The 14613-nt window shown below is 36.2% G+C and carries 15 protein-coding genes; 8 read left to right on the forward strand and 7 right to left on the reverse strand.

The features are described from left to right. Window positions 1-186 precede the first annotated feature (186 nt). From KPC_RS10625 to KPC_RS10640, 4 genes are read left to right on the forward strand one after another with little or no spacing between them, the layout of a single operon-like run. Window positions 187-708 carry a fimbrial protein gene (locus KPC_RS10625; protein WP_121974355.1) on the forward strand — a complete coding sequence of 174 codons (522 nt, stop codon included), beginning with the start codon at window positions 187-189 and terminating at the stop codon, window positions 706-708. A gap of 36 nt (window positions 709-744) precedes the next feature. Next, a complete protein-coding gene (locus KPC_RS10630) occupies window positions 745-1443 on the forward strand; it encodes a fimbrial biogenesis chaperone (protein ID WP_121974356.1) in 699 nt (232 codons plus the stop codon). Between the two features lie 2 nt (window positions 1444-1445). Further along, the gene (locus KPC_RS10635; RefSeq protein WP_121974357.1) at window positions 1446-4025 is read left to right on the forward strand and encodes a fimbria/pilus outer membrane usher protein; all 2580 of its coding nucleotides are present in this window, start codon (window positions 1446-1448) and stop codon (window positions 4023-4025) included. A gap of 11 nt (window positions 4026-4036) precedes the next feature. Continuing rightward, window positions 4037-5110, forward strand: coding sequence for a fimbrial protein (locus KPC_RS10640; RefSeq protein ID WP_171334468.1), 1074 nt, complete (start codon window positions 4037-4039; stop codon window positions 5108-5110). A 72-nt stretch (window positions 5111-5182) separates the two neighbouring features. Here the strand turns inward: KPC_RS10640 and KPC_RS10645 are convergent, their stop codons facing one another. The 3 genes from KPC_RS10645 to KPC_RS10655 all read right to left on the reverse strand — a co-directional run bounded on the left by KPC_RS10645 (window position 5183) and on the right by KPC_RS10655 (window position 6491). Beyond that, window positions 5183-5614: a CBS domain-containing protein gene (locus KPC_RS10645; protein ID WP_121974359.1), complete on the reverse strand. Its 432-nt coding sequence runs from the start codon at window positions 5612-5614 to the stop codon at window positions 5183-5185. A 131-nt stretch (window positions 5615-5745) separates the two neighbouring features. Further along, window positions 5746-6120 carry a DUF2750 domain-containing protein gene (locus tag KPC_RS10650; protein ID WP_121974360.1) on the reverse strand — a complete coding sequence of 125 codons (375 nt, stop codon included), beginning with the start codon at window positions 6118-6120 and terminating at the stop codon, window positions 5746-5748. Between the two features lie 137 nt (window positions 6121-6257). Then, a complete protein-coding gene (locus KPC_RS10655) occupies window positions 6258-6491 on the reverse strand; it encodes an SEL1-like repeat protein (RefSeq protein WP_121974361.1) in 234 nt (77 codons plus the stop codon). A 209-nt stretch (window positions 6492-6700) separates the two neighbouring features. On the opposite strand from KPC_RS10655, the gene KPC_RS10660 reads away from it, so the two are divergent. Further along, window positions 6701-7057: a hypothetical protein gene (locus KPC_RS10660; RefSeq protein ID WP_121974362.1), complete on the forward strand. Its 357-nt coding sequence runs from the start codon at window positions 6701-6703 to the stop codon at window positions 7055-7057. 102 nt (window positions 7058-7159) lie between these two features. Next, window positions 7160-7489: a hypothetical protein gene (locus tag KPC_RS10665; protein ID WP_121974363.1), complete on the forward strand. Its 330-nt coding sequence runs from the start codon at window positions 7160-7162 to the stop codon at window positions 7487-7489. Here the strand turns inward: KPC_RS10665 and KPC_RS10670 are convergent. Both KPC_RS10670 and KPC_RS10675 read right to left on the reverse strand, forming a co-directional pair. After that, window positions 7470-9014: a M16 family metallopeptidase gene (locus KPC_RS10670; protein ID WP_407641986.1), complete on the reverse strand. Its 1545-nt coding sequence runs from the start codon at window positions 9012-9014 to the stop codon at window positions 7470-7472. The genes KPC_RS10665 and KPC_RS10670 overlap by 20 nt on opposite strands. 8 nt (window positions 9015-9022) lie before the next feature. Continuing rightward, window positions 9023-10354, reverse strand: coding sequence for a M16 family metallopeptidase (locus tag KPC_RS10675; protein ID WP_228212229.1), 1332 nt, complete (start codon window positions 10352-10354; stop codon window positions 9023-9025). 244 nt (window positions 10355-10598) lie between these two features. Here KPC_RS10675 and ftsY point away from each other — a divergent pair, with 244 nt between their 5' ends. Beyond that, window positions 10599-11690 (forward strand): signal recognition particle-docking protein FtsY, encoded by a 1092-nt coding sequence (gene ftsY, locus KPC_RS10680; RefSeq protein ID WP_121974364.1) that lies wholly within the window; start codon window positions 10599-10601, stop codon window positions 11688-11690. 173 nt (window positions 11691-11863) lie between these two features. Then, complete coding sequence (locus KPC_RS10685; RefSeq protein ID WP_121974365.1) at window positions 11864-12457, forward strand: nitroreductase family protein; 594 nt, start codon at window positions 11864-11866, stop codon at window positions 12455-12457. A gap of 43 nt (window positions 12458-12500) precedes the next feature. On the opposite strand, the gene KPC_RS10690 is transcribed toward KPC_RS10685, so the two are convergent. Beyond that, entirely contained in the window at window positions 12501-13694 is a 1194-nt protein-coding gene (locus KPC_RS10690) for a hypothetical protein (RefSeq protein ID WP_121974366.1), read from the reverse strand. A 193-nt stretch (window positions 13695-13887) separates the two neighbouring features. Continuing rightward, on the reverse strand, window positions 13888-14613 hold a 726-nt coding region (locus KPC_RS10695; RefSeq protein ID WP_213065893.1), incomplete at its 5' end, for a hypothetical protein.

The following is a 14613-nucleotide window of genomic DNA, read 5'->3' on the forward strand; positions in this document are numbered from 1 at the left end:
GTAGTATTAAAAACCTGTTCAACCGACAAAATAAGAATTAATTAGTGTTTAATTAAAAAAAAGTGTGAAATAGTTTGCATTTTTGTGAAATAAAAGTATTATGTATCACGCAAATATACAGAAATGACAACAAATCATTTCACTTTTGTTAAAAAATAATTTTTTGTGTAACAGGTGAACATTCTCATGAAAAGCAAAATTCTTTTATCTGCATTAGCTATCGCATCTGCTGCTGTTGCTCAACAAGCATCAGCAGCAAATGGCACAGTTACCTTTAATGGTGAAATTGTGAAAAGTGCTTGTGATGTAAAAAGCGATAGCAAAAACATTACTGTGCAATTGGGTAAATGGCCAACTACAGCTTTAGCTTCTGCTGGTCAAACTACATCTCCACAAACTTTCAAAATCAACGTAGCAAACTGTGATGCTGGTAGCTACACAGTACGCTTAGATGGTACAGCCGTAGATTCGGATGCGAACTCTGATCTTCTTGCAGTAACTGGTGGTGCAACTAACGTTGGTATCCAAGTGACTGGTATTGACAACAAAATTGTTCCATTAAATAAGGCATTAACTGATGGTTATGCTTTTACAAGCGATGCTGAAGGTAATGGTGTTGCAGATTTGAAAGCTTTTTATAAAGCAACAGGTGCGGCAACTGAAGGTCAGGCTAATGCTGTAGCAAACTTCTCAATCGAATATAAATAAGATTTATATAGATTAATTTTAATAACAGGGGTTGTTATGAAACTTGGGAAAAAATTATTAGCTTTATCAACATTATACGCTTTCATGTTGTGTTCATCGGCTAATGCGGCAATACAAGCTCAGGCAACCCGTGTTATCTATAATTCGGAAAACTCGGCTGCAACATTAAGTTTAAAAAATAATTCTGATAAGCCATATATGGTGCAAACCTGGTTAAGTGCGACTAAAGATGCTCAAGGCAAGCAAAAAATTCCTATGGTGGTGATTCCACCGCTACTTAAAATCGAGTCTGACAAAGAATCAATATTGCGCTTTATCTATTCAGGTCAAGGGCTACCAACAGATCGAGAAAGCCTCCTCTGGATAAATATTCAGGAAATTCCACCTAAACCAGAGCAAGATAATGTATTGCAAATCGCTATACGTTCTAAACTCAAGCTTTTTTATCGTCCAAAGCAAATTAAAACAAGTCTGGATGAAGCAGCTCATCAATTACAGTGGTATCAGGAAGGTAAGCAGCTAAAGGTTAAAAATGCGAGTCCTTTGCATGTCACGATCGGTGTGATTAAGGATGCTCAAGGCAAGACATATAGTGATTTAAATGAAGATCTGGTTGCTCCGTATCAATCGATCACCGTACTGAATAATTTTTCAGGTAATGTTAAATCAATTACTTATACCTATATTAATGATTACGGCGGCGCTACAACAATCTCTTCGGTGATGACTAAATAATTATGAAAATCAAAGAACGTACTCTACGCCGTACTTTGAAATGTAGTGTTCTTGCATTAACCAGTGCTATTCATCTCGCTTATGCGGATACTGAATTTAATGCAGCGTTTTTAAGTATGGGTGATCAGAAAGCTGATGATGCAAGCCTTGAAGCAGTAGAGCAGGGTTATGACATTATGCCTGGCAGATATCAATTTGCTGTTTATCTAAACCAAGAGCAAATTGATAATCGCGTTATTGAATTCTATAAAGATCATAATAAAGTAAGGCCTTGTATAACACCTGAATATTTAAGTGATTATGGTATCCTGTTGAAGCAGGAACAGTACTCTCTTGTTCAGGATAAGGCTTGTGTTTTGTTGTCAGAACTTATCCCTAATGCGAATGTAAGTTTTGATGCGGGTCTGCAACGTCTGGATTTATCTATTCCTCAGATTAATTTGGAGTATCGTCCACGTGGTTATATCCCAGAAAAACTTTATAATCAGGGGATTACTGCGGCAGTTTTAAATTATAATTTTAGTGGTAGTCATGTTAAGAATGATGGTGGCGATGATTTTAATAATTTTTATGCCTTATTAAATGGCGGATTTAATTTTGGGGCATGGCGTTATCGTAATCAGTCTTCATTTACATCGCAAAGCCGTTCAAAAGATAGATGGCAGAGTATTTCCAATAAATTAGAAAGAGATATTTTACCTTGGCAGTCTCGCCTGGAACTGGGTGATGCATATACCAATAGTGATGTATTTGATAGTTTTAGCTTTAGAGGGATTCAGCTCAGTAGTGATGAGTTACAGCTTCCTTATGGTATCCAAAACTATGCTCCTGTCGTACGAGGTGTTGCTGCAACAAATGCAATCGTTGAAGTACGTCAAAATGGTTACGTGATTTATAGTACTAACGTTGCACCTGGTGCATTTGAAATCAAGGATATTGTTTCAGCCAATGATAGTGGTGATCTTGATGTCCGTATCATAGAAAATAATGGTCAAATCAAAGAATTTAAACAACCTTATTCTGCTGTACCTAATATGCTGCGTCCAGGACGATGGAAATATCAGATAACGGCAGGGCGTTACCGTACAGGTAATTATGATAATGACTATGAACCATATTTCGGCAAGGCAACAGTTGCATATGGATTAAATAATGCCATTACACCTTATGGTGGGTTGCTTATAGCTGATGCTCACTATCAGTCTGCTGGACTTGGTCTTGGATTGTCTTTGGGGAAAATAGGTGCATTTTCTGCTGATGTAACTTATGCAAATAATAAACTGGCTTCTGGTGGAACATCAGATGGAACCAGTTACCGCTTTTTATATTCCAAATCCCTGAATACTTATGGGACTAACTTTAAGGTAATTGGTTATCGTTATTCAACCCGTGGATTTTATGATTTTGCTGATGCTGTAGCTGAACGTTCACAATGGCAAAATGATCACTATCGTTATAGCTATCTTATGCCGAACTATGATCAGGTCAATACTTTAACTGATGATGAGCGTAGACGTTATTATTATAGTAGTAATTACTATAATAAAAAGAATCAGGTACAAGTTGCCCTGAGCCAAAGTCTGGGAAGGTTTGGTCAACTATATGCCAACTTGAGTAATATTGATTATTGGAATGCTGGACAAAGTCAGCGCAGTTGGCAGCTTGGATATAATACTTATATAAAAGGTGCTTCAATTGGATTGTATTATCAAAAGAATAAAAGCCAATTTATCGAATCGGACTATTCTGTTGGTTTGAATATGACTGTACCTTTAGGTAAGTCTAATAAGAATCCTCATAATTATACTTCAACAACCTCTTATCAATACAATCAGCAAACTGGTTCAATGCTACAAACTGGTGTTTCTGGTAACTTCTTGAAGGACAAGAATTTACAGCTTCAGGCTCAGACTGGATATTCTGAACAAAATAAAGAAAGTTTCTACTTAAACGGTTCTTATCAAGGTAGTCATGCAGATGCTGATGCCAGCTATAGCTACAGTGATAACTATCAACAAATTTCTGGCAATTTACGTGGTGGTGTTTTAGTACATTCTGGTGGAATGGTTTTTGGTCGTGAAATGACCAGTACTCCAATCTTGATTGAAGCAAAGGGTGCTACAGGTGTACGCATAGAGAATCAGCCAGGACTTGTCATTGGTAAAAATGGTTATGCATTGATTAACGCAAGTAATGCATATAGACGTAACCGTATTGCGCTGCGTGCAGAAGACTTGGGCAGTAATATCAACATAGACCAAACTGTTGAACGGGATATCGTACCAACCAAAGACGCTATCATTAAAGTCAGGTTTGATGTATCTCGCGGGCAAAATATATTGGCACATTTAAATCATGTAAATGGACAAAATGTGGCACTCGGTACAACGATCTACAATCAAGCTAACAAAAATCTGGGAATTGTAGGAACTGATGGTGCTGCATATATTGTGGCAATTCAATCAGGAGAAGAGTTAATAGCACGCTGGGGAGATGATGCGACAGAACAATGCCGTTTCAAAGTTCCAGAACTGGACAGCAAGTCTATAGGCTATACAGAAGCAGATATTACATGCGAATAGAGGAAATAAAGATGAATTTTAAAAAATGGCTATTACAGAGTCTTGGATTTATTCTCTTTATTTGCCTGGCACAAAGTTCGTGGGCATTATCATGTTTTAAGGGTAGTGGTTTGACGGCTTGGAGTAGTAAAGAACGTACACAGACTGAAAAAATCAGTCAGCAAATTCTGGTTCCATTAGGCATAACTGTTCCAGGAACAACATTATGGCGTTCACAGACTTATACCACTACATTTACTTGCTTTGATAGTGATAATCAATCAGCAGGGGAAATGGCATATTTATATTGGGATCCGCAAACTCAGATGCCAAATATTGATAAATCAATCCAAGTCGGTGTAACGATTAATGGCGTAGATTACCCATTGGTAAAAGGGCAAAGAATTCCTTTAAGCGCAGGTACCGTACCACCAGCGACAACACAAAATTGTAGTAATATTGGTATTAGTAGGCGCATTTGTGCGACACCACAATCATTAACCGTAAAGTATGGCATTTATGTTAAAGCGACGGGTGCAAGTCCACCAGCAAATGGTCAAATTCCAAACTCGGGAACATATAGTGTTTTTCAAGTAGATGGTGTCGGTGGTTTAAATGCAGCAGCGAACTCAAACTTTAATCTTTATATTTCAGGCTTAAACAATATTAAATTTGTGCAATGTAATCCCGAAGTTACTGTTAATGTCACAGGTACAAATGGCAATATTGTTGATTTCGGTAAAATCGTTACGCGTACTACTGATTTAAATAAAATTATTAGACGAAAAAGTTTTAATATCAAAGCTGATCTAACAAAATCGGACACAGGTGGATTGTGTAATGGAAAGGTATTGGTTGCGAGCTTCACAACGACTAATTCACTAAATGGTAATACTATTTTACCTGCTGGTAGAAAGGATATTGCCATTCAATTGTTTAAACAAAATGATACTGTTCCTTTGATATTAAATACACCATATGATCTTGCAACGATTAATAACGGTGTTGCATCAAATAATTTTGATGCGGGATTGATCCAGTTGAGTAGTGCGCCTGCAGTTGGGAAGTTTTCTGCAACGGCAATTGTAGAAGTGACCTTTAAATAATATCTATGAGCCTCAACAGATTTTAATTCAAAAAAGACTGCTCACTGGAGCAGTCTTTTTATATGAAAATAATTAACCTGAAATATATTGTTGTAATTGTTCAATCAGTTTTTTTTGATCTTCCATCGCTGCTTTAACCAGGTCACCAATGGAAACTAGACCAATGAGCTTTTCATTTTCAACGACTGGTAAATGTCGAAGATGACGCTCAGTCATCAGTGCCAAGCAGTCTTCAACGGTATGGTTACGTTGAACTGTAATAACATGAGGAGTCATGATTTCTGAAACAAGTGTTTGTTCCGATGAGCGCTGCATTAATGCGATTTTCCTTGTGTAATCACGCTCGGAAAGGATGCCGACAACTTTTTCACCATCAAGAACCAGTACGGCACCAATTCCTTTAGTGGCCATAAGTGAAATAGCCTCTAGAACGGTTGCTTGAGGGTCAATAGATATAGTTTCCTGATCTGCTTTTGCTTGAAGAACTTGTGCTACTGTTGTCATCTTTTCTTCCTGGTTCGTTGTTATGTTGTTTTCTAATAAATAAGCTCTATTTCGGCAGAAAGCAAATACTTTCCAGTCATAAAAATATGATTTAGAGAATATTTGCACATTATTGCAGCATTTTTTTGCTATTAAGCTGCAACAAAATTATGCGAAGAGAAAAAAAACTGCCTCATTTGCAATGTCGATAACTTAAACTTGCGAGTTGAAGAGTTAAATAGCGCTGGCGTCACATTTAGCCGAGTTAGTGTAGGTAATAATGCTTCTTCAAAATCCTTGGGTGTGATTTTGCGAGGACTATAGTTAGGCCAGTGAATTTTGGCATAACGGTGTGCTTGTATCGAGTTTAACCAAAAGGGAAATATGAAATCATTATTTTCTGATTTAATAGCCCAGCCTTGATGGTAAAGCCCCCATAAAACGCCACAATACATCATTGATTTTAAAATTGATATTTTGATGGTTAAATCTTTTGAGATCGGGTGTAACTGAGTAAACTTTTTCATGATTCACTAGTCTAATTGGTCTTGATCCTATTGTATGAAATTCTAGGAAAAGTACAGTTGGTGCTTTGATTAAAATCGTAAGAAATTATTAAACAAGAAAATTAAGCATTAAAAAACGCCACCTAAGTGACGTTCCATTATGCTTGCATTGTGGCCATTTTCTGCCAATATTGTGCTTTTAGCGAATCGCGTTCAACACGGAAACCTTGATAATAAAGTTCTGCCAAAAACATCGCTGCTTTACCGTGACCAGCACGTGCTGCACTTTCTAACTCTTTAACCGCATCTACAAAATTCATTTCTGATTGGATTGTATTCACGGCATTTGCATATACATGCTCTAAGTCTTGATGAGAGAATTGTTGAATCATATTAAACTCCTTATTGTAATTATGATTGCTTTGACCTTTAGGTCTACATACTAATCTATCTAAGTAATGTTAAACTAATATTACAAATTACGTCACTTGTCAAGTAAATTCTGCAATCTGGGTACATGTGTAAGATTACACGAATAAACATTAATCAGTTTTATTTTTTATTAATATGTATATGACAATTATACCAAAAGGAGAGCAAAATGACAACTTCCATTGATGGATTTGAATTTGATGTACCTCCGCAAGCAAATCAAATCATTGCTTTAGCCCAATTTCATAGAAAACAGCTAGATGAAGCGATTTTTCATCAGGAAATACATTTAGGGGATTATTGTCTGGCACAGCGAAAGCGGGTTTATGATTTTACTCGTAATTTACCACAAGATATGAAGAACAGTTTTTATCGAATCTACGATGGTGAGTTACGGCGAATAGCAGACGACGATGATTTACATCCAGCGCATGCTGAAAGTGGAGTAAGCCTGTTTGCAGTATTTTTAGCTCTTATTATTATCGCCTTGATCCTTTATTTTGCTGTGATTCGAGCAATTGTATAAGTTATTTCCAGGTCTGGACTGTGGTTTGCTACAGTTCAGATCATATTAAGCTGTATTTTTTTGATGAGCACGATTAAACTAATAGTTGAATCGAGGTTGGTTATGCTCATTTTTAAACAAAAAATTCTAAATTTAAAATCTCAGTTTCATCCTGAATACTTTTTAAATGCTTTGATTGTGTTGATTATTATTTTTATTATTGTACTTGCTACTTTTGCGTTAGCTCGTCCAATTCAGGTTCAACAGTATCAAAAGGTGGTGGATTTATCTTATCAGGCAACTTATCCAGAAACGCAACAAATGGCAAAACAATTATTACAACAGAGTGTTATCCATCGTGTGGATTATTTCCGTTTGATGCATGCTCGTCATTTTGAAAAAGTGCATACTAAAAAGTATCCTGCATTAAATATCAATGATTACCAGCGCTAGTTGGTTTCACGGAACTGTGATTTGTATTGTTATATTCATCGAGCAATTGTTGTTTCAATGCCGCTGGGTCAAGCTCTTTACTTACGATAACAAGAGTTAAACGATCCGCATGTAGATGCCTTTTAATGGCATCTTGTACCTGTTTAGCTGTTGTAGATTGTAATTGTTGTTGATATTGAGTTAAGTAATTTGCAGGTAATCCATAAAATCCAATAGAAGAAATTTGGGAGTTAATGCTGGAGTTGCTACTATAATTCATTGGAAAAGCACGCAGCATTCCTGCTTTGGTTTCTTCAAGTTGCTTTCTATTAATTGGTTGTTTAACAAAATTCATCAATGCACGATATGCAACAGGAATACTTTCCAGTAACTGATTCTGTTCAGTTGAATAATTAAAACTGAAAATACCAGGGGATTGGAGCGTTGTGAGGCTACTATAGGCTCCATAGGTATAACCACGTTTAACACGTAATTCCTGCATCAGCATAGAGTTAAAATTTGCACCACCAAACATTTGATTGGCAATATCTAAAGCCACTTTATCAGGATCATCTTTTGAAATTGCCAATTGTCCCATCATCACTGCTGCCTGGGTGGATTGGTATGGGATAAAATGAATGTCGAAATCAGTCTTTTCTTGAACAATAGGTAATGAGAGTGCTTTATTGCCTTGAGGTAAACTTCCTGCAATCTTGTTGGATATATCTGTCGCCTGTTTTGAATTAAGTTTACCAGTAATGGCAATATTCATATTTTGAGCGACTAAAAAAGTATTTTTAAAGTTCTTGAGGTCATCGGTTGTGATTTTGCGAATGCTAGCTTGAGTTCCAGTGATTGGTTCAGCATATGGATGTTCCCCATATAAGGCTCGGTAAAAAGCAATATTCATCATGCTAGTAGGATTTTCAAGAATTTGCTTTTGACCGACTTTAGTATTGTTCCAGATCATATTTAACCCTGCACTGTTAAATGTTGCATGATTAATAATCTCAAGCAATAAATTTAATGCGGGTTCTAGTTTTTCAGGATCAGATAATACGCGTAATTTAATGACAAACATATCACGATAAGCATTGACGCTAAAACGTGCCCCTAAGCGCTGAAAGGTTGTCGCAATTTGAGTTGCTGTATATTTTTCTGTTCCTTCAGGTAATAGTCTTGCTGTCATGTTGGCAAGACCTGCCAGATCTCTTGAAATACTTTGATCACGTGCTGAGCCAGCATTGAAAGTTAATTGAATATCAATAATTGGCAAATCCTGGGTTTCAACAAAGAGTGAGCGCACTTTGTATTGATTATCAAGTTCCTGGACAAAGGGGGCTTGGATATTTTGTTTATGTGATAAGTTTTTAAGGCTCTGTAATTTTGCAACTGCACTCGGTTTGCCAGTATCAGTTTCCATTTCTGGATTTTCAATATCATTGCGATTGTCGATATGCGGGCTGGTACTACTATCATCAGCATGAGAAACTACTGTAATGAGTGAACAAAAGGCAAACACCTTGGCTTTGTTTTTTATATTCATAACAGTACCTATGGTTGCTGGTCTTCAGGGATTGGTGAGAGATATAATGTACTAAGGTTTTCTTTGACGAAAAATGCATTTGCGACACGTTGAAGGTCTTGAGCTGTTACTTTCTCATAATGCTTGGGCAAATCATCCATCAAGCGATAACTGAGACCATTAACTTCAAGATTACCCATCATTTTAGCTTGACCTGCGATGTCATCTTGACTGTAGATCAGGTTGGAAACAAAGTTGGATTTGATTCTTTCCAGATCTGTTGGGTCAACCAGCTCGGTTTTAAATTTATCTATTTCTTTTTCAATAGCTTTTTGTGCTGTATCAAAACTGACACTATCTGCTGGTATGGCTGTAATCGTAAACAGGCTATCACCTCGATTATAAGGGTCATAGTTAACATTAATTGCTGTCAGGACTTTTCGTCCACGAACCAAACGATCCTGAAGTCTTGATGAAATTCCACCATCTAGTAAAGCCTGGATAATACTTAGTGAGTAAGCATCTTGTGGGTTTTTTGCTGTAACTAAAGAGCGAACATTCCAGGCCATATAGAGATTTGGCACCTGAACGGGCAATGAAACTTCCATATGTCGATAACCAACACGGTCGTATTCAAGTACATCATTACGATCAGGTGTTTTTTTCTGTGGAATATGACCAAAGTATTTTTGTACTTGTTGTAACGCTTGTTCTGCATTGATATCACCAACAATTACAAGTGTAGCATTGTTAGGGGTATACCATTGTTTATACCAATCTTTCAGGTGATCCAATTTGATATTTTGCAGATTTTTCATGTAGCCGATCACAGGCTGCCGGTAATGACTGGTTGGATAAGCTATCCATTTAAAACGTTCAAATGCCAGATTACGGGGATTATCGTCAGTACGTTGACGACGTTCCTCCATAACAACTTTCATTTCAGTTTGAAAATCACCTGGTTTTAAAACCAAGTTAGTCATTCGGTCTGCTTCTAGTTCAAGCGCTAAAGGAAAATATTTTTTAGGATAAAGTTGATAATAATAGGTATAGTTGGTGTAAGTTGCTGCATTGATACTTCCACCATAAATTCGGCTTAAACGGGTGAATTCATCATTTGGAACTTTGCTTGTACCTTTAAACATCATATGTTCAAGTGCATGCGATATACCATATAAATTGCCAGACTCATCACCACTACCAACAGCATACCAGATTTGTGTCATGACAATTGGTGAGCGATGATCTTCGCGGATAATTACTTTTAAGCCATTTTTTAAAGTTGTTTCAAACGTTGTACGAGTGAGTTGACTGACTGTCTCAGCATGGGCTGTTGAGTACTGAAAACCAAGGCAAATCAAGCCGAGCTTAAGTGCATTTCGAGATAAATAGGAGAATAATTTAGTGAAAAATTGTCTTAAAAGCTGCACACGTCGCCCTGGTTGATTCACATCTGTCACATCTATTTTTCAAAAATAAAAAACTTAAATCAAGACAATCATGTTGCTTTTTAGTTTGTTCTTATTGGTAGCTACTTACAGCGCAAATAAAGGAATTTATGTTAAACTCTTTCTTTTTTAACGCGATGCTTTTCAAGGAATCGGCATGCAACAACAGCAAAATAAATTTTTGATTGATGCGGATATCGGGGATGACGATGTCACTTTACCTAGTTTACCAGCCGTTGATGTGCCTATTGTTGAAACAAAAACAGAAATAAGCCCAGAGCCAATAGCGACATCATCTAATCGGACTGAAGAAGAGCAGCCTAAAGGTGGCTTCTTTAGCAGGATGAAACAGGGGTTGACCAAAACCCGTAAAAGTTTTACGGATGGAATGGTTAACATTCTTATTGGTGGTAAAGAAATCGATGATGAGCTACTAGAAGAGGTTGAAGAGCAACTGCTTGTTGCCGATATTGGTGTCGATGCGACTAAAACCATTATTGCAAATTTGACAGAACGAACTGCACGTGGAGACTTGATTTATTCCCATTCACTTTATAAAGCACTTCAAGAAGAACTGGTTTCCTTACTCGCACCACGTGTTAAACCTTTACATATTGATCCAAATAAAAATCCATATGTGATTCTGGTTGTGGGTGTAAACGGTGTAGGTAAAACGACGACGATTGGTAAACTTGCTAAACGTTTACAGGGTGAAGGTAAAAAAGTCATGCTTGCAGCAGGTGATACATTCCGTGCTGCTGCAACTGAACAGCTACAAATTTGGGGTGAACGTAATAATATTTCTGTTGTTGCTCAGGGACATGGTGCCGATAGTGCATCAGTTATTTTTGACGCTTTTGAAAGCGCACGCGCTAAAGGAATAGATGTTCTTATTGCTGACACGGCAGGACGTTTACATAATAAAAGCAATCTGATGGAAGAGCTCAAAAAAGTAAAGCGTGTCATGCAAAAAATTGATGCAACTGCACCGCATGAAATCATGCTGGTTGTCGATGCAGGAACGGGACAAAATGCGATTAATCAGGTTGAAATGTTTGATGAGGCTGTAGGTTTGACAGGCATCACTATTACTAAACTTGATGGAACTGCCAAAGGTGGTGTTCTATTTAATATTGCAAGTCGTACACATGTACCTATTCGTTTCATCGGTGTAGGTGAGAAAATAGATGATTTACGACCATTTTCAGCCAAGTCTTTTGTTGCAGCATTGTTTGAAACTGAAAAATAAAAAAATCTTTTTTTCTAAAGCATCCATTTACGGATGCTTTTTTTGTATAGTTTAAATTGTTTTAAAAATAGAACGCTTTGTTATTTTTATAAAGCTGACAGTTTTAGTTTGAATTAATAGACTATATTCATCTTAAGAAATACGACCATAAGGTTAAACAGAAGGATTACAAGATGTCATTTTTAGATCAAATCAAACAACGCCGTACAATTTATGCAATTGGTAATAACATTTCTTTAAATCAGGCACAAATTGAAGAAACGATTATTGCTGCAATTAAACATAGTCCATCATCTTTCAACTCGCAATCAAGTCGTGCCGTGACTTTGTATGGCGATTCGCATCAAAAATTCTGGAATATCGTACGCGAGACTTTACGTAAACTTGTTCCTGAAGATGCTTTTGCTGCGACAAATGACAAAATTAACAGTTTTGCAGCTGGTTATGGCACTGTGTTGTTTTATGAGGATCAAGCTGTTATTCAAGGTCTTCAAGAACAATTTGCGGCCTATGCTGACAATTTCCCAGTTTGGTCTGAACATTCTACAGGTATTGCACAATTTGCCGTTTGGACAGCACTTTCAGAAAAAGGTTTGGGTGCCTCATTACAACATTACAATCCAATCATTGATGAAGAAGTAGCGCAGACTTTTGATATTCCTGCAAACTGGAAATTACGTGCGCAACTGGTATTTGGTTCTATCGAAGCTCCAGCTGGTGACAAAGTATTTATGAACGATGCTGATCGCTTTAAAACATTTAACTAATTTTAAAATGCAAAGCCCTGAATGATCAGGGCTTTTTTTATACTTACTTAATACCTACAGGTTCATATAATCCTTCGCCACGACCAATCTGTGTCTGATATCTCGGAATCCAGGATGAGTATAAGATATTTTGTTTCCAGTTATTAAGGACAGTAAATCCATTTCGGGCAATTGCAATCCGGTCATTAAGTGAAGCTAGATTTGTAGCATTATATGGTGCCCGAATAATTAAATAGGGACTTAATATAAGTTTAAATTTATTCACGCCGATAAAAATATCACCTCTTAATCCAATATTTTCGATACTTAAAGTCAGCATGAAATCATTAATTTTAGCAAATTCTTGCATCAGCGGTTTATCCCACATCGGCTGTAATATCTTTTCTTGTTCGTGGATGCCAAATGTGATTGCAGCATCGGTTGCTAATTTCTTAAATCGGGCATTTGCAATACCATTTTTTTGTGCATAGTCATCAGCCAATTTTTGTAGTCTAAAGGCTTCTTGTAAGTTTGTTCCATAATTTACCAACTTCTCAGCCAACAATGATGAATCGTAATGTTGATGTAAAATGCTCAATCCACCTATATCTGCCATAACATTGGCTTGTCCTTCTATAAGAAGTTGATTGGCATGAGAAATGATAGATTGAAGTGTCGGGATATTTTTACCAGCAATAATAATCTCCTGATCATTACTGATTTTCAAAGGGTCTAACGCATTAGATAAAGAAAAGGTAAGAGCGTAATTTGAGCGTACATCATTTGCCACAAATACACCTAGATTAGGCCAGAAAAATTTGGGATTATCACGGCTAAGTGCATCGTAATACATCAAGATAAAGGCATTTGTCGCTAAAAGAATTTTTTGGTTAGCATTTGAACCGTAAGTTTGAATTGCTAATTGTTTTACAGTATCAAATTGCTGGTGAATTTTTTTTCGAATATTTTCATATTGTTCTGATGGATGTTGAATGGCGGGATCATAAAGCTGGCTCGAGTCATTCGCAATGCTATATAACTGTTGGTATAAATTAAGTTCTTTGTTTGATAAATTTCGCTGTGCCAGATTGGATTTAAGGTTATAGGTCAATTGAGAAAGTTGAATAGGCGATATGTGTACATTTTCAGGTATTTGCAGTTGTGCATGAGTAGTTGTTAATGGTATGGAAATGATCATGCCCATGACTATGATTGAGACAAGCCGGATCTTTTTAAAGTGCTCTTTTCTTTTATTCATGTTAAATCCTGCATATTTATTCGATTTGTAGTAAAAAGCATTATATTTTGATATTGCAATTTGATGAAAAGCAAGTAAAAACAATAAATTAAAAATAAATAAGTTAATTATATAAATATTTCAGTTTTTTTATTTTTTACAATATATTTAAAGAATGCATATGGCATCCTTTAAATATCATAAATGTATTTTATTAATTAAAATTATTCAAAACCTTGTACTGTATCCTCTGGTTATCTGCATTCAGAACTTCAATTACTGCACCATGAATATTTAGCGTACGCGATTCATTTAAGTTTAAAACAACTTTTTCAGTTGATGCTTTTGCATTTCCTGTTGAGGTAATGTAAGTAAAACTCAAAGTATTTTTGTTCATTCCGTTATAAAAAAGCTTTTGAGAGGGAGCATTTGTACCATTAATAGTAATTTTTTCTCGACTAAAAGGAACATTTTCCCAACTATAGGATTTTACATTTGCCGTAATGGTTGAAAGTTTTTGTGTTTTTTTATCAATGATTATTGAATCCAGATTCTTTGCATTAACGAGTTTTGAATATGAACTTACTTGTCCAGATAAAGAACCATTAAACGGTGCGTAAAATTCCCGAGATTCGTCTTCACCTACTTTTGCATAATAACCTTCAGATAAAATATAACCACCAAATTTTAATTTAACACTCTTATCGAGTTTGATTGCATCCGAAAGAGCAGATTGACTACCTTGATCGATAATAGCCTCACCGATAAGCGAAGATTGGACTTGATTGATTTTTACATTGGAAATTGTATTTATGCTTTGTGGTTGGTAGTTGCGAACGGTACTTGAACAGGCACCTAAAAATAAACCTGAAAATGTAATAGCTACAATGATCTTTTTCATTATGATCCTGAAATTTTTAAAAAATATTAAAATATATTG

The organism is Acinetobacter stercoris (assembly GCF_900323515.1).
In the GTDB taxonomy this organism is placed as follows: Bacteria; Pseudomonadota; Gammaproteobacteria; order Pseudomonadales; family Moraxellaceae; genus Acinetobacter; species Acinetobacter stercoris.

Excerpts from the sequence above, each read along its gene's own strand:
- KPC_RS10685 (WP_121974365.1), top strand. The coding sequence starts at position 11,864 with ATGTCATTTTTAGATCAAATCAAACAACGCCGTACAATTTATGCAATT.
- KPC_RS10665 (WP_121974363.1), top strand. The coding sequence starts at position 7,160 with ATGCTCATTTTTAAACAAAAAATTCTAAATTTAAAATCTCAGTTTCAT.
- KPC_RS10635 (WP_121974357.1), top strand. The coding sequence starts at position 1,446 with ATGAAAATCAAAGAACGTACTCTACGCCGTACTTTGAAATGTAGTGTT.
- KPC_RS10640 (WP_171334468.1), top strand. The coding sequence starts at position 4,037 with ATGAATTTTAAAAAATGGCTATTACAGAGTCTTGGATTTATTCTCTTT.
- KPC_RS10645 (WP_121974359.1), bottom strand. The coding sequence starts at position 5,614 with ATGACAACAGTAGCACAAGTTCTTCAAGCAAAAGCAGATCAGGAAACT.
- KPC_RS10660 (WP_121974362.1), top strand. The coding sequence starts at position 6,701 with ATGACAACTTCCATTGATGGATTTGAATTTGATGTACCTCCGCAAGCA.
- KPC_RS10650 (WP_121974360.1), bottom strand. The coding sequence starts at position 6,120 with ATGAAAAAGTTTACTCAGTTACACCCGATCTCAAAAGATTTAACCATC.
- KPC_RS10630 (WP_121974356.1), top strand. The coding sequence starts at position 745 with ATGAAACTTGGGAAAAAATTATTAGCTTTATCAACATTATACGCTTTC.
- KPC_RS10655 (WP_121974361.1), bottom strand. The coding sequence starts at position 6,491 with ATGATTCAACAATTCTCTCATCAAGACTTAGAGCATGTATATGCAAAT.
- KPC_RS10670 (WP_407641986.1), bottom strand. The coding sequence starts at position 9,014 with ATGAATATAAAAAACAAAGCCAAGGTGTTTGCCTTTTGTTCACTCATT.
- ftsY (WP_121974364.1), top strand. The coding sequence starts at position 10,599 with ATGCAACAACAGCAAAATAAATTTTTGATTGATGCGGATATCGGGGAT.
- KPC_RS10690 (WP_121974366.1), bottom strand. The coding sequence starts at position 13,694 with ATGAATAAAAGAAAAGAGCACTTTAAAAAGATCCGGCTTGTCTCAATC.
- KPC_RS10625 (WP_121974355.1), top strand. The coding sequence starts at position 187 with ATGAAAAGCAAAATTCTTTTATCTGCATTAGCTATCGCATCTGCTGCT.